This is a genomic window from Cedecea lapagei, assembly GCF_900635955.1.
In the GTDB taxonomy this organism is placed as follows: Bacteria; Pseudomonadota; Gammaproteobacteria; order Enterobacterales; family Enterobacteriaceae; genus Cedecea; species Cedecea lapagei.
In genome coordinates this window covers 4,502,427-4,527,773 of the sequence record NZ_LR134201.1, presented here as the reverse complement: position 1 = coordinate 4,527,773, position 25,347 = coordinate 4,502,427, and the positions used below count along the sequence as shown (strand labels likewise).

The window sequence follows — 25,347 nt, the reverse complement described above, 5'->3', positions numbered from 1 at the left end:
GGAGCTATGCATCAACGCAATAAGGTTTGGGTCATCGGTGATGCTTCAGTGGATCTAGTGCCTGAGCAGGTGAATACCTACCTGAAATGTCCGGGCGGTGCCTCGGCAAACGTCGCGGTTTGCGTTGCGCGACTGGGGGGAAGCTGCGGGTTTATAGGTTGCCTTGGGGATGACGATACCGGGCACTTTTTGCAGCATACGCTCCGCGATGAGGGGGTTGATGTCACCGCACTGCGTCTCGATCCCCGACAGACCAGCGCGGTATTGATTGTGAATCTTACGCCAGAGGGAGAGCGCAGCTTTACCTATCTGGTTCATCCGGGGGCCGATGCCTTTGTTTCACCTCAGGATCTCCCCGAGTTTGCGGCTAACCAGTGGTTCTATTTTAGCTCGATAGGGCTGACCGAAAGCCCCGCCCGTGAAGCCTGTCTGGAAGGCGCCCGGCGAATAAAAGAAGCCGGGGGACATGTCATGTTTGACGTCAACCTGCGCCTGAACATGTGGCGTGATGCGGGCGATATCAGACCGCTGCTGGCAAAAGCGATGGGACAGGCATCTATCTGCAAAGTGTCTGCTGAAGAGCTTTGCTGGCTGGGTGAGGTAGAGCATTGGCCGGATGCCCGTCACTTTATTCGGGAGCTGGGCTGTGCGACGACCATTATCTCCCTCGGTGAGCAGGGCGCTCTGCTGGTCTCTCCGGAGGGCGAGTTTAGCTTCCCCGCCCCCAGAATCACCGTGGTTGATACGACTGGGGCGGGCGATGCCTTTGTTGGCGGGCTACTTTACACCCTTTCTCAGTCTTCAGGCTGGGATCATCAGCTACTTGCGGAGGCGATAGATAACGCCAACCTCTGCGGCGCGATGGCGGTAACGGCAAAAGGGGCAATGACGGCATTGCCTTATCAGGATCAGCTTGCCGCCTTTCGGACCACCCATCCGATAAAAAATAACCTCAACCCCTCAGGAGTTTTTTATGAACGTTGAACAAAATAAAGTTCTCGGGTGCCTGATTGGCGCCGCCGCGGCCGATGCAATGGGCGCGGCAACCGAAGTGAGGACTCAGCAACAAATCCGCGATTATTTCGGGGGCTGGGTAACGGGGTTTGAAAAACCCCCTGCCGATACTTTTGGGCGTTGCAATGAAGCAGGGATGTGTACCGACGACTTTATTCAGGCCAAGTACATCATTGACGCTTTGCTAAATCATCAGCGTAAAGTGAGCGACGGCGCAATGCGCGAGGCATTTCAGCGCTGGCTGGATTACCCTTTCTATGCCAATTTTACCGGTCCAACCACCCGCGCGGCCATGAAGGCCATTTTTAACGATAACCGCGCTTCCCTCCAGGGGGAGCTTGAGGGTGAGAAGCAGTCTGTGCAAATTGTGAATAAAGGCAATGCGGAGGCGACCAACGGTGCGGCGATGAAGATCTGGCCTGCGGCAGTACTGCATCCGGGTGATATTGAGGCGGCAATCCAGTCCGCGCTCGATATTACCCGCTTTACCCATAACAACGTGCTGGCGATGTCTGGTGCCGCGGCAATGGCGGCTGCAACCAGCGAGGCACTGCAAAACGCCTGCAGCGCCGGGAGTATCATTGCGGCAGGAATTTATGGTGCTGACCGTGGCTATGCGCTGGCTCAGAAGCAGGGCGCGATGATGGTGGCAGGACCTTCCGTAGGGCGGCGTATAGAGTTGGCCGTATCCATTGGCAAGCGTCACCGGAGCTGGGAAACGGCGATTGTCGAGCTGGCCGATATTATTGGCTCTGGCCTGCACGTTAGTGAGGCGGTACCTGCGGCATTTGGGCTGTTCGCTTGTTGTCCGAATTCTGCTGTTGATGCTATTATTTCCGGCGTTAACATCGGCAATGATACCGATACCGTTGCCACCATGGTTGGGGCACTCTCCGGCGCTTTCCATGGTGCTGATGCATTTCCTGCCGATTATTTAACGACTCTGGATCGCATGAACCACTTCGATTTGGCAAGGCTCGCCAGGCAGATTGCAGGCTAACGTTGTGCCTGTGGGGCGGCGATGCCGTCCCCGTTCGGCAGACTTTGAGGTAAGCAGCTTGCAGGTTGATAAGACAAGTTTTACTCCGCTATACAAGCAGTTGTTTTATATCATCTGCCAGCAGATCCAGAGCGGGGCGCTGCCGCTGGGCAGCCAGCTTCCGACGCAAAAAGCGTTGGCTCAGGCCTATAATGTTTCGTTGATTGTGGTCAAACAGGCGTGGAGTGAGCTGACCGGTGCCGGTATTATCACTTCTCAGCGCGGCAGTGGTTCTGTGGTCAGCGCCGTACCGGAAGGCGTGAGCTACGGGCACACCTACCGTGGCATTACCTCCGATCTACGTGACACCAGCGTAGCGGTTGAAAACCATATTCTTGAGATAGCCCCGCGCCGTGCACGCGATGCCCAGGCAGACGGACTCAGCCTGCCCGCGCATCACCATTTTCTCTATATTTCCCGTATCCGCAGCCTGAATAATCGGCCGTTCAACCACGAGAAGATCTATCTCGATCTCTCTTTCTTTCCCGGCTTAACGCTGACGGCAGAGGCGCTGGAAAATGTTTCGCTTTATAGCCTGTTGAAAGTGAAAAGTGATTCAGCCATCGAAAAGGTCGACGCTATTTTGCCGGGAGCTGAGCTCTGCGAGAAGCTGCAAATCGATCAGAACAAGCCGATACTCTCCGTGTCTCGCCAGACGTTTATGGCCGGAGAAACCCGGCCGTTTGAGTACTGCCGCTATTACGTTCTCTCTGACTACTTTGGTGAGATTCATTATCACTAGGAGACAGGTATGTCGCTCTGGTTTTCAGATCCCCTCATCCTGCCCGGCATTATTATTCTCATCACCATTGTTCTTTGGGCCACTTCTGCGCTGCCTGAATACCTGACCGCGCTGTTATTTTTCGCCGCAGCGATGGTGGCGAAGATAGCCCCGGCAGAGGTGATTTTTAGCGGTTTTGCCTCTTCGGCCTTTTGGCTGGTGTTTAGCGGTTTTGTTCTCGGCATCGCTATCCGCAAAACCGGCCTTGCCGATCGGGTGGCGCGAGCGCTTTCAGCGCGGCTTACGGATTCCTGGCTGCATATGGTCGGCAGCGTCGTGCTGCTGAGTTATGCCCTGGCTTTTGTGATGCCTTCAAACATGGGGCGTATTGCCCTGCTGATGCCGATTGTCGCGGCAATGGCGAAAAGAGCGTCTATTGGCGAAGGTACCCGCGCCTGGTTTGGGCTGGCGCTGGCCGTTGGGTTTGGCACTTTTCAGCTCTCGGCAACGATTCTCCCCGCTAACGTGCCAAACCTGGTGATGAGCGGGGCGGCAGAAGGATCTTATGGCCTGCATCTTAACTATCTGCCTTACCTGATGCTGCACACTCCGGTGCTTGGCCTTCTGAAAGGGTTAGCGCTGGTAGGGCTGATTTGCTGGCTATTTCCCGGTAACCCTTCGCCGCCAAAGCAAATTGAGAGTCCGGGGCCGATGAGCACCGAAGAAAAACGGCTGACGTGGCTGCTGGTCGTTGTGCTTGGGCTATGGGTAACGGAAAGCTGGCACGGTATTGCTCCCGCATGGATAGGGCTTATCGCCGCCTGCATTACGCTGCTGCCGCGCGTTGGGTTTATCTCCGGCGAGGAGTTTGCCAGCGGCGTGAACGTCCGCACCTGCTTCTACGTGGCGGGTATTCTGGCACTGGCAACGACCGTTACTCACATCGGGCTTGGTGCTCTTGTTGGCGAGAGTCTGATGGCTATTATACCGCTGGACGCCAGCAGGCCGTTTACCAGCTTTGCTGCGCTGACCGGCATCACCAGCCTGCTCAACTTTATCGTCACCGCTAATGGCGTTCCGGCGCTTTATACTACCTTTGCTGAGAGTTTCTCGCAGGCGACCGGGTTCCCACTTTTGTCAGTGATTATGATTCAGGTGCTCGGCTATTCCACGCCGCTGCTGCCGTATATGGCGTCACCGATTGTGGTGGCGATGGGGCTGGGGAAAGTCCCTGCCAAAGAGGGAATAAAGCTTTGTCTGGCGCTGGCCGCGGTGACGTTTTTGATTTTACTGCCGCTGGATTACGGCTGGTTCCGGTTGCTGGACAAACTCTAAAAAAACGGCTCCGCAAGCGGAGCCGTGAGATTGCAGACAGAGTTCATTGTCTTAGAAGAGCTGAGGCCGTTTTAAAAGAAACAATGAATGATGTTCTCTGGTTTGCCCCAAACAGTCGAAAACCACGTTTTTCGGCTGTTTGTCATCAAACTAACGGCTCCGCAAGCGGAGCCGTTTATCAATATTATTCGCGTAATTACGCTTTTTTCGCTTCAGCTGCTGCTTTAACGATAACCGCGAAAGCGTCAGCTTTCAGGGATGCACCGCCCACCAGCGCGCCGTCGATATCCGGCTGAGCAAACAGCTCTGCTGCGTTTTTATCGTTAACGGAACCGCCGTACTGGATGATCACTTGCTCAGCCACTTTCGCGTCTGCTTTAGCAATGTGGTCACGGATAAATTTGTGTACTGCCTGAGCCTGAGCTGGGGTTGCAGATTTGCCGGTACCGATTGCCCAGATTGGCTCGTAAGCGATAACCGCGCCTTCAAATGCTGCCGCGCCCTGAGTTTTCAGAACGGCATCGATCTGACGTGCGCAAACTTCTTCGGTTTTGCCCGCTTCGTTTTCCGCTTCGCTTTCACCGATGCACAGTACCGGTACCAGGCCTGCGGCTTTCAGCACGGCGAATTTCTTCGCGATGAACTCGTCAGACTCAGCGTGATAAGTACGACGCTCAGAGTGGCCGATGATGATGTATTTAGCACCGATATCTTTCAGCATCTCTGCGGAAACTTCACCGGTGAACGCGCCGGACAGGTTAACGTCTACGTTCTGCGCGCCAAGAATGATGTGGCTACCGGAAGCGGCGTGTTTTGCCAGGTCCAGATACAGGGTTGGTGGGGCGATGGCAACGCCGCAGCCGTCCACGCCAGACAGCTCTTTACGCAGGTTAGCGATAAGCTCGTTAACCATGTGTTTGCTGCCGTTCAGTTTCCAGTTACCCATCACTAAAGGATGTCGCATTTTAATTCTCCACGCGGTAAGCAATAAAAAGAATCACTGCCCGATAGGCAGCTTGGTCTGTGGAACAGTATAGAGAGTCGGCGGGCGAAAGGCTTTGCTTTTTGTCATTTATTCGCCGCTGTTTAGCGTCTCAGATAGCGCTAGCTTAATCGGTTCAACTGCGAAGGTTAGCCCTTTTTCACCGTTGTCTGCCACCACATAGCGAATGGCGCCATCGTTCTGGGCGAAGTAGCGTTTATTTTTACCGTCGCTGAGCAGTTTAGTCAGCTTCTGCTGGCTTTGTGTTTTAGAAAGCGTGGGCGTGAAGCTGCGGATAATTGCGGCCATGTACTCCAGCGCCTTGCCGCGGGCGGCTTTTTGCTCCGGCCCCTGAATCGGCAGCCAGGTTATCTGCATCGACTTAATTTTTAGCGTGCCGAGCTCCAGCGCCGCAGAAGCATAAAGGTTTTCGTTGATCTTGGTAGCGGCGCGGGTCAGGTTGGCTTTGTCGCGGCTGTTTTCCACCGCACGAAATTCATTCAGCGGCAGCGACGGATTATCGATATCAAACTTTCCGCGAAACTGGGTAATCGTCAGATCGAAAGTTGGCGCGCCGGGCAGCAGGTAAGGCGCGGCGGGAAGCTGAGAAGCTGCATCTGACGTGGGATCTGCCCGGCTTACCGCCAGAGGCAGCGCCAGCAGCACAAGGGCAGGCAGCAGGTATTTCATCGGCACACTTCTCCTGATGGGTTCATCATTCCGATTAAATCGGCAATCCGTTGGCTTGTCAAAACGGGCGGCGACCAGGGTACACTACGTCGCGATAAAATAATAAGGACCTTACCCATGACCATACAGCAATGGTTGTTCTCTTTTAAAGGGCGTATTGGACGCCGTGACTTCTGGATTTGGATCGGCGCCTGGATAGTCGGGCTGATTGTTCTCTTTACGCTGGCCGGGGCTGAAATCATGCCGTATTCCACGGCGGGCTTTTTCCTCACCGGCTCGTTGATTCCAACCGCCGCAGTGATTGTGAAACGCCTGCACGACAGAGACAAAAAAGGCTGGTGGGCGCTGCTGTTCATTCCGGCATGGCTGCTGGTGGCGGGTAACTGGGAAACTTTTGGCACGCTCTGGCAGTGGGGGCTGGGACGTTTTATCCCGACGCTTATTTTCGTCATGGTGCTGATGGACCTGGGTGCGTTTGTTGGCACCCAGGGAGAAAACCGTTTCGGAAAAGAGACCAGCGAGGTTAAATTCCGCTGATTTACCAGTAATGCTCGGCGGTCATATGGCCCGGCCTGCGTCGCAGATGCTTGGCCATCTGCCGGGTATCTTTCAGCAACTGCTGGGTATCTCGCACCATTTGTGGGTTACCGCACAGCATCACATGGCTGGTGTCGATATCCATTGGTAAACCGACGGCCGCCTCAAGCTCGCCGCTTTCAATCAACGCCGGAACGCGTCCGGTAAGCGAACCTGCTACGGTTTCGCGGCTGACCACGGTTTGAATTCGCAGTTTGCCCTGATAGCGTTCCTGGAGCTCCAGCATCAGCGGGAGATAGCTTAAATCGCTGGCGTAGCGCACCGCGTGAAGCAGCACGATATTCTCAAAACGTTCAAGATCTTTGCCTTCCTGCAGGATAGAAAGATAGGGCCCCAGCGCGGTGCCGGTCGCCAGCATCCAGAGCGTTTTGCACTCGGGGATCTCTTCCAGCACGAAGAACCCGGCCGCCTCGCTGACCAGCTGAACCTCATCACCTGGCTGAAGGGCATGCAGACGAGGGCTGAGTTTGCCTTCGGGAACGGTTACCAGGTAGAACTCAAGATCGGGGTTACTGGGAGCGTTAACGTAGGAGTAGGCGCGCTGAACGCGTTCGCCGTCTATCTCAAGCCCAAGCTTAGTAAATTGCCCGGCGGTAAACGCATGTACTGGCGCATGAACCGTCAGGCTGAAGAGAGAATCGGTCCAGTTTTGAACCCTGGTGACTTTACCTGTAACCCACTCCGCCATGTTGCACTCCCGTCGTTACTTTTTGTCTATCTTCACCAGAATGTGGCGGCATTTCCAGCCCAAACGAGCCGGAAAGCTCTAACCAACAAACGAGAAACGTTACAGAATATGCTTCTGCACCTCGGTATCTTTACGATCGAGATAGTGTATAGACTGGATGCGGCGAATGGTGCGGGACTTGCCGCGAATCAGCAACGTTTCCGTGGTGGCCATATTGCCTTTGCGGGTGATGCCCTCCAGCAGGTCGCCTTTGGTGATGCCAGTTGCGGAGAAAATCACATTGTCATTACGTGCCATCTCATCAAGCTGCAAAACACGCCCGGCTTCAATGCCCATAGCTTTGCAGCGCGCCAGCTCCTGCTCGCCGATGCGGCGATTTTCCTCGCTGTCGCCTTTTACGTGGTGACGAGCCAGCAGGCGGCCCTGCATGTCGCCGTCCAGCGCGCGGATAACGGCGGCTGAAACTACGCCCTCCGGCGCGCCGCCGATGCCATAGAGGACATCAACTTCGCTATCGGGCATACAGGTCAGGATAGAGGCGGCCACATCCCCGTCCGGAATAGCGAACACGCGCACGCCAAGCTTCTGCATCTCTTTAATCGTTTCATCGTGGCGTGGCTTGGCCAGAATGGTTACCGTCAGTTCGCTCAGCGGCTTTTCCAGCGCAGATGCGATGTTGCGGAGATTGTCTTCAAGGCTGAGGTTAAGGTCGATTGCGCCTTTGGCGCCGGGCCCCACAATCAGCTTTTCCATATACATATCGGGCGCATTCAGAAACGTGCCTTTATCACCGACGGCAAGAACCGCGAGAGCGTTCGCCTGGCCCATCGCCGTCATGCGCGTACCTTCAATCGGGTCAACGGCGATATCCACCGCGTCGCCTTTGCCGGTACCAACTTTTTCACCGATGTAGAGCATCGGAGCTTCGTCGATTTCGCCTTCTCCGATAACGATTTCACCGTCAATATTGATTTGGTTAAGGACGATACGCATGGCATTTACGGCAGCGCCGTCGGCAATATTTTTATCGCCACGGCCAAGCCATTTATAGCCAGCAAGCGCGGCAGCTTCGGTGACGCGGGAAAATTCGATGGCAAGTTCACGTTTCATAGCAGACTCATTTAGCAAACAGAATTGCCGGGGAGTTTAGCACAGGCGGGGAAGGGGGCGGGCAAGGCAGAGACTGAAAGGCCCCTTTTCAGGGGCCCTGTAGCGATTACTTCTCTTCGTGGTCTTCCCAGGCAAGGGCGCGTTTAACCGCCTTTTGCCAGCCAGCGTAGCGATAATTACGTTCGGTAGTTTCGATGCCCGGACGGAACTCTTTTTCGATGACGGATTTCTCCTGCAGCTCATCGAGGTTCTGCCAGAAGCCTACGGCCAGACCTGCCAGGTAAGCCGCGCCCAGAGCGGTCACTTCGCGAACTTCAGGGCGTTCAACGCGGGTGCCCAGGATATCGGACTGGAACTGCATCAGGAAGTTGTTGGCAACCGCGCCGCCGTCCACGCGCAGCGCATGCAGGCGAATACCGGAGTCGGCCTGCATTGCTTCCAGCACATCACGCGTCTGGTAGGCGATAGACTCCAGCGTAGCGCGAATGATGTGATTCGAGTTCACGCCGCGGGTCAGGCCGAAGATGGCACCACGTGCATACGGATCCCAGTAAGGGGCGCCGAGGCCGGTGAACGCAGGCACAACGTAGACGCCGTTGGTATCTTTCACTTTGTTGGCAAAGTACTCGGAGTCGAACGCATCGCCAATCAGCTTCATTTCGTCACGCAGCCACTGGATGGATGCGCCAGCCATAAACACCGCACCTTCCAGCGCGTAGTTGACTTCGCCTTTCGGGCCACAGGCGATGGTTGTCAGCAGGCCATTGGTTGAGGTAACGGCCTTCTCACCGGTGTTCATCAGCATAAAGCAGCCGGTACCGTAGGTGTTCTTCGCCATCCCTTCTTTCACGCACAGCTGGCCAAAGAGCGCCGCCTGCTGGTCACCGGCGATACCCGAGATAGGAATACGCGTGCCGCCTTTACCGCCGATGTTGGTCTGGCCATAGACTTCGGAAGATTTACGAACTTCCGGCAGCATGGCGCGAGGAATATCCAGCGCTTCCAGCATGCGGTCGTCCCAGTCCAGCTCGTGAATGTTAAACAGCATGGTACGGGAGGCGTTGGTGTAGTCGGTCACGTGTACACGTCCCTGGGTCATCTTCCAGATAAGCCAGGTGTCCACGGTGCCGAACAGCAGTTCGCCGCGACGAGCACGCTCGCGTGAACCCTCAACGTGGTCGAGGATCCATTTTACTTTGGTACCGGAGAAGTACGGGTCTACCACCAGGCCGGTGTTGTGACGCACATATTCTTCCATGCCGTTGCGCTTCAGCTCCTCGCAGATATCGGCGGTACGGCGGCACTGCCAGACGATAGCATTGTAGATAGGCTTACCGGTTTCGCGCTCCCACACCACGGTGGTTTCACGCTGGTTGGTGATGCCGATGGCCGCAATTTCGTCGGAGTTAATGTCCGCTTTCGCCAGCACCTCTACCAGCGTGGAGCTTTGGGTAGCCCAGATTTCCATCGGGTCGTGCTCTACCCAGCCTGGCTTAGGATAGATTTGCTCAAATTCACGCTGTGCAACGCTGATGATATTGGCGTCATGATCCAGGACAACGGCGCGCGAGCTGGTTGTTCCCTGGTCGAGAGCGACGATGTATTTTTTTTCTGTAGTCATAATCATGTCCTGAAGTCAGTATTACAGTGCTTTTTGCTGAGTGGTCGCTTTGCTGTCCGGCTTGTCTTCTTCGACAACGCAGACGTCGCATGGCAGGTGGCGACCAATCAATTTACGGTAGCCGAATGCGCCGAGGGAAGCGCCGACGATAGGTGCAAACAGCGGTACCAGGAAGTAAGGAATGTCTTTCCCGCCGGTGAAGGCGACGTCGCCCCAGCCTGCTAACCACGCAAAGGTCTTCGGCCCCAGGTCACGAGCCGGGTTCATCGCAAACCCGGTCAGCGGCCCCATGGATGCGCCGATCACCGCGATCAGCAAACCAATCAGCAGAGGAGCCAGTGGGCCACGCGGCACGCCGTTGCCGTCATCGGTCAGTGCCAGAATGACGCCCATCAGGATAGCGGTAATCACCATTTCTACGGCAAAGGCCTGCACAAAGTTAATATGTGGATTCGGATAGGTGGAGAAGATACCTGCTAAATCCAGGCTTTCTACGCTGCCGCGCACCATATGATGCGTTTGCTCGTAGTCGAAGAACAGATTGTAATATAAGCCATAAACCAACGCGGCGGCGCAGAACGCGCCAAGGAACTGTGAAATAATAAACGGCACGACTTTGCGTCCGTCAAAACAAGCGAACAGCCAGAGTGCGATCGTCACCGCCGGGTTAAGATGTGCGCCGGAAACCCCTGCGGTCATATAGATAGCCATCGCCACCCCTAAACCCCAGATGATACTGATTTCCCACTGCCCGAAGGTGGCGCCGGCCACTTTCAATGCAGCAACACATCCCACACCGAAGAAGATCAACAACGCGGTACCCATGAATTCGGCGATGCACTGGCCTTTTAAGGTTGTTGTAGCGGTCTGACTCATAGTGGGGTCCTGAAGGCAAATTGATGATTATTGTTGTCAAGCGTCCTTGCCATCGTTATGCCATGTAGGCATGGTGTTAATTTATCGTTAACGAGCAAAAACGAGAAATATCGAACTTAAAATGTGCGTGGTGCGTCAAGAAAATGAGCGTTTTCGCGCTAAAAAGTGAGCACTGCTTCGGGAGAAAGCGGGAAGAATAAGGCGTTTTACAAAGGCGATTTTTAACAATATCGGCCAGAAGGTGAAGATAACTTTTCGGCATAGACCGAAAAACGTCATGTTACGCAAAGACGGCGGTAAGCCGCTGGACACGGGCATCCGGGCTACTTACAATCGAGTTACGCTACGTGTTGCGCATACGTTCATAAAGGCGTCGCCGAAGAATCGGGACGAGGATAGCCATCCATCAACGCCTTGCCATTCAGGAGAGTTCGAAATGTCATTTGAAGTGTTTGAGAAACTGGAAGCAAAAGTTCAGCAGGCGGTTGACACGATTACGTTGTTACAGATGGAAATCGAAGAGCTGAAAGAAAAAAATAACGGTCTGGCTCAGGAAGTACAGCAGGCACAGAGCAACCATGAAGAGCTGGTGCGTGAAAACAGCAGCCTGAAAGAACAACAGCACGTCTGGCAGGAGCGTTTGCACGCGCTGCTGGGCAAAATGGAAGAAGTATAATTACTGCTTCCTCTGCCAACAAAAACGGGCGCCTCAGGCGCCCGTTTTACTTTCTATCCGCCGGGTTTACTCGATATCCAGCGGATCTTCAGAGAGAATAATGCCGGTGTTGTCGGCATACAGATGGTCGCCGGAGAAGAAGGTGACGCCGCCAAAGTTGACGCGCACATCGCTTTCGCCAATGCCTTCGCCCGCAGAGCCTGCCGGAATCGCCGCTATCGCCTGAATGCCGATATCCAGCTCTTCCAGATCGTCCACCTGGCGTACCGCGCCGTAAACCACAATGCCTTCCCACTCGTTTTGCAGCGCAAGACGAGCCAGTTCGGCATCAATCAGCGCGCGACGTACCGAACCGCCGCCGTCAACCAACAGCACGCGCCCACGGCCATTCTCTTCGAGCAGATCGTACAGCAACCCGTTGTCCTCGAAACATTTCACCGTGATGATTTGCCCACCGAATGACGAGCGGCCACCAAAGTTGGAGAACAACGGCTCGACGACGTTGACCTCTTCCTGGTAGATGTCACAAAGTTCAGAAGTATCGTATTTCATAGGATTTAGGTTCATTTGCTGCAGGAGCTGTCAGTATATCGCGTTCTGTTAACTGTTGGCAAAATCATCAATTGTTAATTGATATTTGTCAGCCATCAGAAGACGGCGGTGAGCACAACGCCTACCGCAAACAGCAAGTTAGTCAGCAACGCGGCTTTTACGGTGCGTTCCAGCATCGGGCGCATTGCAACAGGATCCTGCTCGCGTATCACGTAGGCAGCTTGTTTGAGCAAAAGCGGCGCAGCCAGAACAAAAAGCCATCCCCACAGGCTCTTGAGCCAGATGAGATTAAACAACGCGAGACAGACCAAAGAGCCGACGAGCAGCCCGGCGTGATAGCGGCGGGCAATGACGGGCCCAAGGCGCACGGCGAGCGTGCTTTTACCGTTTTCACGGTCGCTATCGATATCACGCAGGTTATTGATATTCAGCACCGCGGTGGCAAGCAGGCCACAGGCGGTTGCGGGCAGAATGACCAGATAAGCCAGCGAGTGTGCCTGTAAATACCAGGTGCCTGCCACGCTGATCCAGCCGAAGAACACCAGCACCGAAATATCGCCCAGGCCCATATAGCCATACGGACGAGTGCCGACCGTGTAGGTAATGGCGGCGACAATAGAGAGGATACCGAGCAGTAAAAAGCCCATAAAATCGGCAAAGGTATGGCAGGCAAGGGCGACCAGCGACAGGCCGGAGAGGCAAATCAGTACGACCGTGATGACCAGCGCACGCTTCATCTGTGCCTGGGTAATTATCCCTTTTTGCATTCCTCGCAGCGGCCCGATGCGATCTTCTTTGTCGCTGCCTTTGACCGCATCGCCATAGTCATTGGCGAGGTTTGACAGGATTTGCAGAAGTCCGGCGGTCAACAGTGCTAGCAGCGCCACGGCGGGGTCAAAGACGCCTTGCCAGTAAGTCAGGGCTGAGCCGCAGACAATCGAAGCAAACGCCAGAGGCAGCGTGCGTGGGCGAAGGCTTTCCAGCCAGGCCTGGGTGACACTTGTAGGTTGCGAATTGCTCATTATTTGGTCGCCAACTTAGATAAAAAAAATGGAGGGCATAAGCCCTCCATTTCAAATGAAGAAAATGCGTTAGCCGGATTATAAGATAAAACGGCTCAGATCTTCATCTGCCACTAACGCATCCAAATGTTTACTCACATATTCTGCGTCAATGGTAATACTTTGGCCGTTAAGGTCGCTCGCATCATAAGAGATATCTTCCACCAGGCGTTCCAGCACGGTGTGCAGACGACGCGCGCCGATGTTCTCGGTGGTTTCGTTCACCTGCCATGCGGCCTGTGCTATCCGTTTGATACCGTCGTCGGTGAACTCGAGGTTCACGCCCTCGGTCGCCATCAACGCTTTGTACTGTACGGTGGCAGAAGCGTTCGGTTCAGTGAGGATACGTTCAAAATCTTCGGTGGTCAGCGCCTGCAGCTCAACGCGAATAGGCAGACGACCCTGCAGCTCAGGGATCAGGTCAGACGGGCTGGCAACCTGGAAAGCGCCTGAAGCGATAAACAGGATGTGGTCAGTTTTCACCATTCCGTGTTTAGTCGATACGGTACAGCCTTCTACCAGAGGCAGCAGGTCGCGCTGCACGCCTTCGCGGGATACGTCCGGGCCGGAGCTGTTGCCACCGCGCTTACAAATTTTGTCGATTTCGTCGATAAACACGATGCCGTGCTGCTCAACCGCGTCGATGGCGTCCTGCTTCAGCTCTTCCGGGTTCACCAGTTTGGCGGCTTCTTCTTCCACCAACAGCTTCATCGCGTCTTTGATTTTCAGCTTACGCGCTTTCTGTTTCTGACCGCCCAGGTTCTGGAACATGGACTGCAGCTGGCTGGTCATCTCTTCCATGCCCGGAGGCGCCATGATTTCTACGCCCATTGGCGCAGCGGCGAGATCGATTTCGATCTCTTTGTCATCCAGCTGGCCTTCGCGCAATTTCTTGCGAAACGACTGGCGTGCCGCAGAAGGCTCCTGCTGAGCTTCTGACTGGCCCCAGTTATTCTTTGCCGGCGGGATCAGTACGTCGAGAATACGCTCTTCGGCCATCTCTTCGGCGCGATAGCGATTTTTCTCGATAGCCTGGACGCGGACCATTTTGATTGCAGCATCGGTCAGATCGCGGATGATAGAGTCCACTTCTTTACCGACATAGCCGACTTCCGTGAACTTAGTGGCTTCAACTTTGATGAACGGCGCATTAGCCAGTTTGGCCAGGCGGCGGGCGATCTCGGTTTTACCGACACCGGTCGGGCCGATCATCAGAATGTTTTTTGGGGTCACTTCATGACGCAGCTCTTCGTCAAGCTGCATGCGGCGCCAGCGGTTACGTAAGGCGATAGCGACGGAGCGCTTAGCGTTGTCCTGGCCGATAATATGCTTATTCAGCTCGCTGACAATTTCGCGTGGGGTCATTTCAGACATGGGAGATCCTTACGCTTTAGACGGTAATTCTTCGATGGTGTGGTTGTGGTTGGTATAGATGCAGATATCACCTGCAATATCCAACGCTTTCACGGCGATATCGCGCGCGTTCATGTCGGTGTTTTCCAACAGAGCGCGGGCTGCAGCCTGGGCGTACGGGCCGCCAGAGCCGATGGCAATCAGGTCGTTTTCTGGCTGAATGACGTCGCCGTTACCGGTGATAATCAGCGAGGCGGTTTCATCGGCCACGGCCAGCAGCGCTTCGAGCTTGCGCAGCATGCGGTCGGTACGCCAGTCTTTCGCCAGCTCAACGGCGGCTTTCACCAGATGGCCCTGGTGCATTTCCAGCTTGCGTTCAAACAGTTCGAACAGCGTGAAGGCATCCGCCGTGCCGCCTGCAAAACCAGCGATCACTTTATCGTTGTACAGACGACGTACTTTTTTGACGTTGCCTTTCATGACGGTATTACCCAGCGTGGCCTGGCCATCGCCGGCAATCACGACATGGCCGTTACGACGTACACTTACTATTGTTGTCACGAGCGGACCCCTTTTTGCTTCAGCTAAACAGGAGCCCTGCGCGGTGCGCAGGGCCTAATGCCATTATAAATGGGGGGCAATTTTGGGGTTTCAACCCCCGGTGGCAAGACGAATACAGCTGGTATGTCCAGCCATCTTCAGGCGGTTGATGGTGCCGTCTGCGTTGTCTTTGCCTTTGATTGGGCCAATGACGACGCGGTTCCAGCCGTTATTGGTGGTAATTCGGGAGTCAAAGCCTTCAAATGCCAGCTGAGCACGAACAGTCTCCGCCTGCTCGCTGCCTTTGAACGAGCCACACTGCACCATCCAGCGTTTTTCGTCCTTCTTCTCCTGGCTTGCCGGTGCCTGTTTAGCAACTTCCTGCTCACGCGTAATAGGGGCAGGCTGCGCTTCTCGCTGAGCCGGCTTGCTTTGCTGAGGCGCTTTTTGCTGGCTGTGCGGCGGCGTCTGCAGCAGATCCTGGTAAGGCTGCTGATTGTTCGCCGTTGAGGTTTTCGGCTGCGGCTGCACGGCTTTTGGCTGCTGATATGGCTGCGTTGCCTGCTGCGTGTTGCGCGGCTGCTGGTAGGGTTGCTCCGCTACGCGCTGCTGAACGCGAGGCTGCTGCGTTTGAGTATTCCACTGCTGCTGTTGCGCAGGCTGCGTTTGCTGAACAATTTGCTTCTGGCGCTGCAGCGTTTGCTGGCGCTGGGCCGGGGTTTGCTCGTTCCATGGCACTTCATTCAGCTGCGTTGGCTGCTGGCGCATATCCGCCTGCATTTGCTCAAGCAGCTGGCGCTGTTCGTTGGTGAGCTGGCTCTGATTCATGACTTCGCCGCCGGCGGTTGGTTCAGTAGGCGCACGTACGCCAGGCTGGCGGTTTTCCAGCTCTTTAATGTAGCGCCAGCGCTCTTCCGGTTTAGGCGGCAGGCCATTTCCGGTCACCTTGTGGCCGGGAAGTACGTCTATCTCTTCTTTTTTATGATGGGTAATAAAGTAAAGAGCGCCGACAAAAGCCACCACGACCGCGGCCGCAATAGCTACCATCGTCGGGGAGACGGAGGGCAGACTACGTTGCTTTTTGCGGGATGTACTTTTTTTGCGCCGCGTCCCTGCCGACTGCCCGCGGCTTACATAATCTCGTTGTGCCACTATCGTTTCGCTGTCTTTATTCGTTTATCAGTCCGCCATGTTACTTAAGGGGCGGGGCTTTGACCAGTTTATGCAGTCTTAAAAACGGCTCATTTTCTGCTGCCGGGAGCGGCGGTACTGCCTCGCTCAATAAGATCGCAGTCCAGCAGGCGAGAACCACTGCTAACGTTTTGGCCGTTAATGTTGTCCAGCAATAGCAGCATAGCCTCCCTGCCAATATCAAAACGAGGCTGTGCGACCGTGGTGAGGGGCGGGTCACAGAATTGCGACAGCGCGATGTCGTCGAAGCCCATGATGGACAACTCTTCCGGGACTTTCAGTCCGCTCCGCTTTGCCTGAGACAGAGCGCCCAGCGCCATCACATCGCTGTGGCAAAAAATGGCGGTTGGCGGCTCGGGCAGCGCTATAAGCTGCGCCAGAGCGGCGGCGCCGGCTTCGTAGGTAAAATCACCGCGTGCAATATAGTGAGGATCGACGACGATGCCGTTGCGGCGCAGTGCCTGAACGTAGCCCTGCAGGCGGTAATGGCAAAGCGGCATCTCTTCTGGCCCGGCGATACAGGCGATGCGCTTATGGCCAAGCTCCTGCAGATAGTAAACGGCGTTAAAAGCGGCGGTCAGGTTGTCGATATGTACCGTTGGCAGCTCCAGCTCGGGCGCAAATTCGTTTGCCATCACCATCGGCGGCAGGTTGCGCTGCTCTTCTTTGCTGGCGTCAAACGGCAAGCGTGAGCCAAGCAGCAGCATGCCATCAATCTGTTTGGTGATGATCAGGTCGATGAAGGTTTTTTCCTGCTGATTTTGATGGGCGCAGTCGCCAATCAGTACCAGATAGCCCTGTGAGGCTGCGGTCACTTCAATCCCGCGGATGATTTCGCTGAAAAACGGATCGCAGATATCAGGCACGATGACCAGAATAGTGCGTGATTCGCTGCGCTTGATGTTACGACCCAGAGAGTGAGGCAAATAGCCCACTTCCATCGCCGCCTGTTCCACGCGATTACGGGTGCTTTGTGACACTTTGTCCGGGTTCATTAAGGCGCGGGATACCGTTGCAGTAGACACGTTTGCCTGCACGGCGACATCTTTCATGGTGGCATTCACCACCGGTTTCTTCGGCTTCACTTCTTCTCCTCACATGCACGCCGCTATCGTCAACACTCCCGTGCGTCTGACAGTCTTCACATTCTTAGCAGAACTTGGCTGAAAGCGGTTACAAATTTTTCATAAGAAATGTGATGAGTATTAGATTTTTCGATCCGCTTCGCATTACCAGCCCGCTTGTACTACCCGTCGATAGGGTCGACATCCAGCATCCACTTCACTTTACGGGCTTCGGGCAGCGTATTAATCAGCGTGAGCGAGTGGCTGACCAGCTTCTGCAGTCGAGGCCGGGACGGATGCTGCAGCAAGATTTGCCAGCGAAAACGACCGCCGCGTTTGGGCTGCAGCGACGGGACAGGTCCCATGATCCAGAGCTGTTCATCGCGCAGCGGGCTTGCCTCCAGCAGATTCCGCAGCTGCTGTAAAAACAGCGGAGCCTGGTGGTTGTTCTGATCTTCGGCACGGAACAACACATGGCTGGTGTACGGCGGCAAAAACACCGTATTGCGCTCGCTGAGTGCCTGGCTGGAAAACGCGTCGTAACCTTTGGTCAGCAGCGTTTGCAATAGAGGATGCTCGGGATGGTGGGTTTGCAACAGCACTTCGCCCTGCTTACCGGCTCGTCCGGCCCGACCCGAGACCTGAACATACAGCTGAGCAAAACGCTCTGCGGCGCGGAAGTCGGCGGAGAAGAGGGCGCCGTCGACATCCAGCAGCGCCACCAGCGTGACGTCCGGGAAGTGGTGCCCTTTCGCCAGCATTTGAGTGCCAATAAGAATGCGCGCCCCGCCGCGGTGAACCTCGGCCAGCTGCTGCTCCAGCGCACCTTTACGGCTGGTGGTGTCCCGGTCGATGCGTGAAATCGGGACGTTCGGAAACAGGGGCTCAAGGCTATGCTCAAGCTGTTCGGTGCCCATACCAACCGGCACCAGATGCGTGGAGCCGCATTGCGGACACTGCTGCGGGATAGCTCTCTGGCTGTCGCAATGGTGACAACGCAGGTGGCGCTGGCCCTGGTGCAGCGTGTAATAGTGATCGCACCGTGCGCATTCCGCAATCCAGCCGCATTCGTGGCAGAGCAGCGCAGGTGCAAAACCGCGGCGATTCAGGAACAAAATCACCTGATTATCGGCCGCGAGGTGTTCGCCGATCTTTTTAATCAGCGCAGGGGCTAATCCTGCCTTGAGCTGTTGCCCTTTGAGATCCACAACCTGCTGATGGGCCGGACGCGCGTTTCCGGCGCGTTTGGTCAGGCGCAATTGACGGTATTTACCAGCCTGCACGTTATGCAGAGTTTCCAGCGCTGGCGTTGCCGAACCGAGGATAATCGGGATGTTTTCAGCATGAGCCCGGTAGACGGCTAAGTCGCGTGCGTGGTAGCGCCAGCCTTCCTGCTGCTTATAGGAGCTGTCATGTTCTTCATCGATGACGATGACTCCCAGGCGGCAGAACGGCGTAAACAGGGAAGAACGTGTGCCAATGACGATGGCCGCCTCACCGCTGCGTGCTTTTAGCCAGACGCTGAGCCTTTCGCTATCGTTTAGCCCGGAATGCAGAACCTCAACCGGCGCGTTAAAGCGCTCGCGGAAGCGGGCGATGGTTTGCGGCGTCAGGCCAATCTCCGGCACCAGCACCAGAGCCTGCTTCCCCTGGGCCAGCACGTTCTCAAGGACGCTGAGGTAAACTTCAGTTTTCCCTGAGCCGGTGATGCCGGCGAGCAGCCAGGCGGAAAAGTGGTCTGATTCGCTGTGGATGGCTCCTACGGCGGTCGCCTGCTCGGTATTCAGCCTCAGTCGTTCACCGGCAACCGAATAACCCGTCCGCCAGTCTTCTTCCGCAGGCGCTGCGCTTTTTAAATCGCACAGGCCTTTGGTTCTCAGCGCCTGTAACCCCGGCTCGCTGATCTCCAGCTCACTAATTTGATGGCGCCAGATAATATTGTGGCGTAGTGCGGCAAGCGCCTGCTGCTGCTTGGGTGCTCGCTTCATGCTGTTCAGGTCGACGGCTTTGCCTTCTTCTGTGGCAAACCAGTACCAGAGCGGGGCTGGGTGCGCGGGCTTTCCCTGACGCAGAAGAATCGGCAGGGCGTGAAAGAGCACTTCGCCAATCGGATGGTGGTAATACTCTGCCGCCCAAAGCAGGACTCGCCATAGCGAAGGCGTGAAAAGCGAGCGTCCGTCGAGCACATCGGCAACGGGCTTTAGCTTTTCAGGAGGCAGATCGCTTTTATCGCTGACCGCCATGACGATGCCGACGGCCTCGCGCTGTTTGCCGAAGGGCACCTGCACGCGGCAGCCTGCGCTGACCTGCATGCCATCAGGAAGCAGGTAGTCGAAAGTACGGGCCAGCGGAACCGGCAGAGCGACGTGGGCTACGGGCATGAAAGCATCCAGGCTGAAAAAAATGACGTATTAGTGTACACTGTGTGCCGGCAAAAATGCGGATCAGTTTGCACCGGCGACTTAATCTCTGTATGATTCGCCGCCTTTGATGCGCAGTTTTGGTATCGAAAAAACCTAATTATTAACATCGCGTGGTGTCTGGCGTTAGGGCTGGAAGAGCGACGCGGCCTTTACCGAGGTTTACCATGAAAAAAGATATCCATCCTAAATACGAAGAAATTACTGCAAACTGCTCTTGCGGTAATGTTATCAAGATCCGCTCCACCGTAGGTCACGATCTGAACCTGGACGTATGTGGTCAGTGCCACCCGTTCTACACTGGTAAACAGCGTGATGTTGCTACCGGCGGCCGTGTTGATCGCTTCAACAAGCGCTTCAGCGTACCAGGCGCGAAAAAATAAGTTTCGCACTCTGGAAAGAGAAAGGCGCCTGAAGGCGCCTTTTTTGTGTCCGTTATCCGCTCAAGCAATCAGAAAAGGCGCCCGCAGACGCCTTAACCGCAAGTTTTAATATTCCCACGTATCCGGATCGATCCCCAGCTCACGCATGATGACCTTGGCATCTTCCGGAATCTCATCGCTGCGTTCTTTACGCAGGTCAGCATCGTTCGGCAGCGGTTGGCCGGTGAACGCGTGCAGAAAAAGCTTCGCACAGCAGTTCACTGTTGGTTGCGTGACGCAGGTTATTCACCTGGCGACGCGTGCGCTCGTCAGTGAGGATCTTCAACACTTTCAGAGGAATGGAAACCGTAATTTTCTTTACTTGTTCACTCTTCTTGCCGTGCTCAGCGTAGGGGCTGATATATTCGCCGCTCCATTCAGCCATGAGATACCTTAATCCTCTTAATCTATGAAAATGTGCCAAAGCCGGGTGAATCCACGGCGTTGACGATTATCTCTTTTAGTGTACAGCGTAGGATAACCCTTTCCTGAGCGCGAAACTCAGACACATACACTCTAAAACGTATAATTTTAACGGCTATTTGCCTTTTGCTCAATCTATACGCAAAGAGGTTTAGATGTCCAGATGTATTGACGTCTATACTGCGGTTGTTTACTCTGAGGCCTGACTTTTATTCGACCAGCAAGGATCGGGAACACCATGACGCGTAAACAGGCAACCATAGCAGTTCGTAGCGGTTTAAATGATGACGAGCAGTACGGCTGCGTCGTTCCACCTATCCACCTGTCCAGCACCTATAACTTTACCGGCTTCAACGAGCCGCGCGCCCATGACTATTCGCGGCGCGGTAACCCCACGCGTGATGTTGTGCAGCGTGCGCTGGCGGAGCTGGAAGGCGGTGCGGGCGCGGTGTTGACCAATACCGGGATGTCGGCGATCCACCTGGTGACCACCGTTTTCCTGAAGCCTGGCGACCTGCTGGTAGCGCCTCACGACTGCTATGGCGGTAGCTATCGCCTGTTCGATAGTCTTGCCAAACGTGGGGCCTATCGCGTTTTATTCGTCGATCAGAACGATGAAGAAGCTTTAAAATCTGCTCTGGCAGAAAAACCTAAGCTGGTACTGGTAGAAAGTCCGAGTAACCCATTGTTGCGCGTCGTGGATATTGCGAAAATCTGCTCTGCTGCGCGTGAGGCCGGGGCGATTAGCGTTGTCGACAACACCTTCCTGAGCCCGGCGCTGCAAAATCCGCTGGCGCTGGGGGCTGACCTGGTCCTGCACTCTTGCACCAAATACCTCAACGGCCACTCGGACGTGGTGGCGGGTGTGGTGATTGCGAAGGATCCGGCGACCGTCACCGAGCTGGCATGGTGGGCAAATAATATTGGCGTCACCGGCAGCGCATTTGACAGCTATCTGCTGCTGCGCGGCCTGCGCACCCTGTCGCCGCGAATGGAAGTGGCTCAGCGCAATGCTCAGGCGATTGTGGCGTTCCTCAAACAGCAACCGTTGGTGAAAAAGCTGTATCATCCTTCACTGCCGGAAAACCAGGGCCACGAAATTGCCGCGCGCCAGCAAAAAGGTTTTGGCGCGATGCTGAGTTTTGAGCTGGACGGCGACGAGCAAACCCTGCGTCGTTTCCTGGGTGCGCTGTCGCTATTTACCCTGGCGGAATCGCTGGGGGGCGTTGAAAGTTTGATTTCTCACGCCGCTACCATGACCCATGCGGGCATGGCTCCGGAGGCGCGTGCCGCCGCCGGTATTTCTGAGACGCTGCTACGTGTTTCAACAGGTATAGAAGATAGTGAAGATTTAATTGCCGATCTGGAAAATGCCTTCCGGGTCGCTGCCGAGGGGTAAGCATGAGTGTTTCAGCACCAGCAGGGACGCCGGTTCGTCAACTGCACAAGTTTGGCGGCAGCAGTCTTGCCGATGTGAAATGTTACCTGCGCGTGGCGGGTATCATGACCGAGTATTCCAGACCGGGTGACATGATGGTGGTTTCGGCCGCCGGGAGTACCACTAACCAGTTGATAAACTGGCTCAAATTGAGCCAGAGTGACAGACTTTCCGCCCATCAGGTGCAGCAAACGCTGCGCCGCTATCAGAGTGACCTTATTGGTGGCCTGCTGCCGCCGGAGAGGGCCGATGGCCTGATAGCTGATTTTATCCGCGACCTTGAACGCCTTGCCGGCCTGCTGGACGGCAAAATGACCGATGCAGTTTATGCCGAAGTCGTTGGGCATGGCGAGATTTGGTCGGCGCGTCTGATGTCTGCTGTGCTGAATCATCAGGGCGTTGAAGCCGCATGGCTGGACGCCCGCGATTTTATGCGTGCCGAACGTGCGGCTCAGCCGCAGGTTGATGAAGGTCGTTCCTGGCCGCTGCTGCAAAACCTGCTTGCTCAACATCCCAATAAACGTCTGGTCGTGACCGGCTTCATCTGCAGCAACGAGGCGGGTGAAACCGTGCTGCTGGGCCGTAACGGTTCCGACTACTCGGCTACGCAAATAGGCGCGCTGGCTGGGGTTTCTCGTGTGACTATCTGGAGTGACGTTGCCGGGGTTTACAGTGCAGACCCGCGTAAGGTTAAAGATGCCTGCCTGCTGCCGCTGCTGCGCCTCGATGAAGCCAGCGAACTGGCTCGTCTGGCCGCGCCGGTTCTGCACGCCCGTACCTTACAACCCGTATCCGGCAGCGATATTGACCTTCAGCTCCGCTGTAGCTATTCGCCAGAGCAGGGCTCCACGCGAATTGAGCGTGTGCTGGCCTCCGGTACCGGGGCACGTATTGTGACCAGTCACGACGATGTCTGCCTGATTGAGTATCAGGTACCGTCGCATCAGGACTTCAAGCTGGCGCAAAAAGAGTTGGATCTGATCCTCAAGCGTGGCCAGGTGCGTCCGCTGTCGATTGGCGTTCATCCGGATCGTAATCTGCTGCAGCTTTGCTACACCTCGGAGGTTGCAAGTAGCGTGCTGCTTATGCTCCAGGAAGCCGGCATGCAGGGAGAGCTACGCCTGCGTGAAGGGCTTGCGCTGGTGGCAATGGTCGGGGCGGGCGTCTGCCGTAACCCGCTGCACAGCCACCGCTTCTGGCAGCAGCTAAAAGATCATCCCGTTGAGTTTATCTGGCAGTCGGAAGACGGCATCAGCCTTGTGGCCGTCCTGCGCGTGGGCCCAACGGAGAGCCTGATCCAGGGGCTGCACAAATCGCTGTTTCGTGCCGAAAAGCGCATTGGCCTGATGCTGTTTGGAAAAGGCAATATCGGCTCCCGCTGGCTTGAGCTCTTTGCCCGTGAGCAGGAGATTCTCTCTGCCCGTACCGGCTTTGAGTTTGTGCTGGCCGGCGTGGTCGATAGCAGCCGTAGCCTGCTGAACTATGAAGGCCTTGATGCCAGCCGTGCGCTGGCCTTCTTCAATGATGAGGCCGTCCAGCAGGATGAAGAGTCGCTGTTCCTGTGGATGCGTGCCCACCCTTATGATGATTTAGTGGTGCTGGACGTGACCGCCAGCGAGCAGCTTGCGGATCAGTATCTCGACTTCGCCAGCCATGGTTTCCACGTGATCAGCGCCAACAAGCTGGCAGGGGCAGGAAATGGCCATAAGTACCGCCAGATTCGTGATGCGTTCGAGAAAACGGGGCGCCACTGGCTGTACAACGCGACCGTGGGCGCCGGGCTGCCGGTTAACCACACGGTGCGTGACCTGCGCGATAGCGGTGACGCTATTCTGGCGATTAGCGGTATTTTCTCCGGTACGCTCTCGTGGCTGTTCCTGCAGTTTGACGGCACGGTACCGTTCACCGAGCTGGTCGATCAGGCCTGGCAGCAGGGGCTGACCGAGCCCGATCCCCGCGTTGACCTTTCTGGCAAAGACGTGATGCGTAAGCTGGTGATCCTTGCCCGCGAAGCGGGTTATGACATTGAGCCGGATCAGGTGCGTGTGGAGTCTCTGGTGCCTCCGGGCTGTGAAGGCGGCTCGATTGATCATTTCTTCGAAAATGGCGATGAGCTGAACGAGCAAATGCTTCAGCGGCTGGAGGCCGCACAGGAAATGGGGCTGGTGCTGCGTTACGTGGCGCGTTTTGATGCCAACGGCAAGGCGCGCGTTGGGGTTGAGGCCGTGCGTGCAGAGCATCCGCTTGCCGCATTACTCCCGTGCGATAACGTCTTTGCGATAGAAAGCCGCTGGTACCGTGATAACCCGCTGGTGATTCGCGGACCGGGTGCCGGCCGTGACGTGACGGCCGGGGCTATTCAGTCCGATCTGAACCGCCTGGCACAGCTGCTGTAGCTCTCTTTTCCGCACTCTCTTCCGCCCGGGAGAGAGTGCGTTTTCCTGCTCCCCTCCTTTCTACTGTCCTGAAAAAAATTCACGTTGCGTGAGAATTCCTCCACTTTTTGTGGTGATATTTTTATTGACGTCTCGGGGGTTTTCCGTCATCTTTCCATCTGGACGTCTAAACGTCTGGGTAGCGATAAACACCACACGATAACGATGCGATTGATGAGGTAAGGGTATGAGCTTTTTTCACGCCAACCAGCGGGAAGCGCTGAACCAGAGTCTGGCCGAAGTCGCCGGGCATATTAACGTTTCCTTTGAGTTTTTCCCGCCGCGTACCAGTGAAATGGAACAGACCCTGTGGAAATCCATCGACAGGCTGAGCATCCTGAAGCCTAAGTTCGTCTCCGTCACCTATGGCGCAAACTCTGGCGAGCGTGACCGCACCCACAGCATTATCAAAGGTATTAAAGACCGCACCGGTCTGGAGGCAGCCCCGCACCTGACCTGTGTTGACGCTACCCCAGATGAGCTACGCGCGATTGCGCAGGACTACTGGAACAACGGCATCCGCCATATTGTTGCGCTGCGCGGCGATCTGCCGCCTGACAGCGGTAAACCGGATATGTATGCTGCCGACCTGGTGACTTTGCTGAAGGAGGTGGGTGACTTTGATATTTCCGTTGCCGCTTACCCGGAAGTACACCCTGAAGCCAAAAGCGCCCAGGCGGATTTACTCAACCTGCGTCGTAAAATCGAAGCTGGTGCTAATCGTGCGATTACTCAATTCTTCTTCGATGTCGAAAGCTATCTTCGTTTCCGCGATCGCTGCGCGGCTACCGGGATTGATGTCGAGATTATTCCCGGTATCCTGCCGGTTTCTAACTTCAGGCAGGCGAAGAAATTTGCCGACATGACCAACGTGCGTATCCCGTCGTGGATGGCGCAAATGTTTGAAGGGTTAGATAACGACGCGGAAACCCGGCAGCTGGTTGGGGCCAATATCGCCATGGATATGGTGAAGATTTTAAGCCGTGAAGGGGTTAAGGATTTCCATTTCTACACGCTTAACCGCGCAGAGATGAGTTACGCGATTTGCCATACCTTAGGCGTGCGTCCCGCGCAGTAAGTCAGGCGCGAATAAAAAGCC

23 protein-coding genes and 1 pseudogene are annotated in these 25,347 nt (G+C 55.6%); 10 read left to right on the top strand and 14 right to left on the bottom strand.

Annotated elements, in window-relative coordinates; genetic code table 11:
• The first annotated feature begins 6 nt into the window (after positions 1-6).
• From EL098_RS21960 to EL098_RS21945, 4 genes are read left to right on the top strand one after another with little or no spacing between them, the layout of a single operon-like run.
• A complete protein-coding gene (locus tag EL098_RS21960) occupies positions 7-984 on the top strand; it encodes an aminoimidazole riboside kinase (RefSeq protein WP_126358093.1) in 978 nt (325 codons plus the stop codon).
• Positions 974-2,014: an ADP-ribosylglycohydrolase family protein gene (locus EL098_RS21955; RefSeq protein ID WP_126358091.1), complete on the top strand. Its 1,041-nt coding sequence runs from the start codon at positions 974-976 to the stop codon at positions 2,012-2,014. The genes EL098_RS21960 and EL098_RS21955 overlap by 11 nt, the downstream gene beginning before the upstream one ends.
• 58 nt (positions 2,015-2,072) lie before the next feature.
• On the top strand, positions 2,073-2,795 hold the full coding sequence (locus EL098_RS21950; protein WP_126358089.1) for a GntR family transcriptional regulator: 723 nt from the start codon (positions 2,073-2,075) through the stop codon (positions 2,793-2,795).
• 9 nt (positions 2,796-2,804) lie between these two features.
• Positions 2,805-4,109 carry an SLC13 family permease gene (locus EL098_RS21945; protein WP_126358087.1) on the top strand — a complete coding sequence of 435 codons (1,305 nt, stop codon included), beginning with the start codon at positions 2,805-2,807 and terminating at the stop codon, positions 4,107-4,109.
• A gap of 196 nt (positions 4,110-4,305) precedes the next feature.
• Here the strand turns inward: EL098_RS21945 and tpiA are convergent, their stop codons facing one another.
• Positions 4,306-5,073: a triose-phosphate isomerase gene (gene tpiA, locus EL098_RS21940; RefSeq protein WP_126358086.1), complete on the bottom strand. Its 768-nt coding sequence runs from the start codon at positions 5,071-5,073 to the stop codon at positions 4,306-4,308.
• A 108-nt stretch (positions 5,074-5,181) separates the two neighbouring features.
• The gene (locus EL098_RS21930) at positions 5,182-5,781 is read right to left on the bottom strand and encodes a DUF1454 family protein (protein WP_126358084.1); all 600 of its coding nucleotides are present in this window, start codon (positions 5,779-5,781) and stop codon (positions 5,182-5,184) included.
• A 117-nt stretch (positions 5,782-5,898) separates the two neighbouring features.
• Between EL098_RS21930 and EL098_RS21925 the strand changes: the two genes are divergently transcribed.
• Entirely contained in the window at positions 5,899-6,318 is a 420-nt protein-coding gene (locus EL098_RS21925; protein ID WP_126358083.1) for a DUF805 domain-containing protein, read from the top strand.
• Position 6,319: 1 nt separating this feature from the next.
• On the opposite strand, the gene fpr is transcribed toward EL098_RS21925, so the two are convergent.
• From fpr to EL098_RS21905, 4 genes are all read right to left on the bottom strand, one after another.
• Complete coding sequence (gene fpr, locus EL098_RS21920) at positions 6,320-7,066, bottom strand: ferredoxin--NADP(+) reductase (RefSeq protein ID WP_126358082.1); 747 nt, start codon at positions 7,064-7,066, stop codon at positions 6,320-6,322.
• A gap of 99 nt (positions 7,067-7,165) precedes the next feature.
• Positions 7,166-8,176, bottom strand: a complete 1,011-nt coding sequence (glpX, locus tag EL098_RS21915) for a class II fructose-bisphosphatase (protein ID WP_126358080.1) — start codon at positions 8,174-8,176, stop codon at positions 7,166-7,168.
• A gap of 106 nt (positions 8,177-8,282) precedes the next feature.
• Entirely contained in the window at positions 8,283-9,797 is a 1,515-nt protein-coding gene (glpK, locus tag EL098_RS21910) for a glycerol kinase GlpK (RefSeq protein WP_126358079.1), read from the bottom strand.
• Positions 9,798-9,818: 21 nt separating this feature from the next.
• Entirely contained in the window at positions 9,819-10,673 is an 855-nt protein-coding gene (locus EL098_RS21905) for an MIP/aquaporin family protein (RefSeq protein ID WP_016538925.1), read from the bottom strand.
• A gap of 436 nt (positions 10,674-11,109) precedes the next feature.
• Here EL098_RS21905 and zapB point away from each other — a divergent pair, with 436 nt between their 5' ends.
• Entirely contained in the window at positions 11,110-11,349 is a 240-nt protein-coding gene (gene zapB, locus EL098_RS21900) for a septal ring assembly protein ZapB (RefSeq protein WP_008457532.1), read from the top strand.
• Positions 11,350-11,415: 66 nt separating this feature from the next.
• Here zapB and rraA read toward each other — a convergent pair whose 3' ends face one another.
• The 7 genes from rraA to priA all read right to left on the bottom strand — a co-directional run bounded on the left by rraA (position 11,416) and on the right by priA (position 19,491).
• Positions 11,416-11,901, bottom strand: coding sequence for a ribonuclease E activity regulator RraA (rraA, locus tag EL098_RS21895; RefSeq protein WP_008457535.1), 486 nt, complete (start codon positions 11,899-11,901; stop codon positions 11,416-11,418).
• A 95-nt stretch (positions 11,902-11,996) separates the two neighbouring features.
• Complete coding sequence (menA, locus tag EL098_RS21890) at positions 11,997-12,923, bottom strand: 1,4-dihydroxy-2-naphthoate polyprenyltransferase (RefSeq protein WP_126358077.1); 927 nt, start codon at positions 12,921-12,923, stop codon at positions 11,997-11,999.
• Between the two features lie 78 nt (positions 12,924-13,001).
• Positions 13,002-14,336, bottom strand: coding sequence for an HslU--HslV peptidase ATPase subunit (gene hslU / locus EL098_RS21885; protein WP_126358075.1), 1,335 nt, complete (start codon positions 14,334-14,336; stop codon positions 13,002-13,004).
• A 9-nt stretch (positions 14,337-14,345) separates the two neighbouring features.
• Complete coding sequence (gene hslV / locus EL098_RS21880) at positions 14,346-14,876, bottom strand: ATP-dependent protease subunit HslV (RefSeq protein ID WP_014172194.1); 531 nt, start codon at positions 14,874-14,876, stop codon at positions 14,346-14,348.
• Positions 14,877-14,966: 90 nt separating this feature from the next.
• Complete coding sequence (gene ftsN / locus EL098_RS21875; protein ID WP_126358074.1) at positions 14,967-16,007, bottom strand: cell division protein FtsN; 1,041 nt, start codon at positions 16,005-16,007, stop codon at positions 14,967-14,969.
• Between the two features lie 89 nt (positions 16,008-16,096).
• Positions 16,097-17,131 (bottom strand): DNA-binding transcriptional regulator CytR, encoded by a 1,035-nt coding sequence (cytR, locus tag EL098_RS21865; RefSeq protein ID WP_126358071.1) that lies wholly within the window; start codon positions 17,129-17,131, stop codon positions 16,097-16,099.
• A gap of 161 nt (positions 17,132-17,292) precedes the next feature.
• Complete coding sequence (priA, locus tag EL098_RS21860) at positions 17,293-19,491, bottom strand: primosomal protein N' (RefSeq protein ID WP_126358070.1); 2,199 nt, start codon at positions 19,489-19,491, stop codon at positions 17,293-17,295.
• Between the two features lie 206 nt (positions 19,492-19,697).
• Between priA and rpmE the strand changes: the two genes are divergently transcribed.
• Positions 19,698-19,913, top strand: a complete 216-nt coding sequence (rpmE, locus tag EL098_RS21855; protein WP_008457552.1) for a 50S ribosomal protein L31 — start codon at positions 19,698-19,700, stop codon at positions 19,911-19,913.
• 105 nt (positions 19,914-20,018) lie between these two features.
• Here the strand turns inward: rpmE and metJ are convergent.
• Positions 20,019-20,337 (bottom strand): annotated as a pseudogene (metJ, locus tag EL098_RS21850) (met regulon transcriptional regulator MetJ).
• A 276-nt stretch (positions 20,338-20,613) separates the two neighbouring features.
• Between metJ and metB the strand changes: the two are divergent.
• From metB to metF, 3 genes are all read left to right on the top strand, one after another.
• Positions 20,614-21,774, top strand: coding sequence for a cystathionine gamma-synthase (gene metB, locus EL098_RS21845; RefSeq protein ID WP_126358069.1), 1,161 nt, complete (start codon positions 20,614-20,616; stop codon positions 21,772-21,774).
• A gap of 2 nt (positions 21,775-21,776) precedes the next feature.
• The gene (locus EL098_RS21840; RefSeq protein ID WP_126358068.1) at positions 21,777-24,209 is read left to right on the top strand and encodes a bifunctional aspartate kinase/homoserine dehydrogenase II; all 2,433 of its coding nucleotides are present in this window, start codon (positions 21,777-21,779) and stop codon (positions 24,207-24,209) included.
• Between the two features lie 226 nt (positions 24,210-24,435).
• Positions 24,436-25,326 carry a methylenetetrahydrofolate reductase gene (metF, locus tag EL098_RS21835; RefSeq protein ID WP_126358067.1) on the top strand — a complete coding sequence of 297 codons (891 nt, stop codon included), beginning with the start codon at positions 24,436-24,438 and terminating at the stop codon, positions 25,324-25,326.
• Positions 25,327-25,347 lie beyond the last annotated feature (21 nt).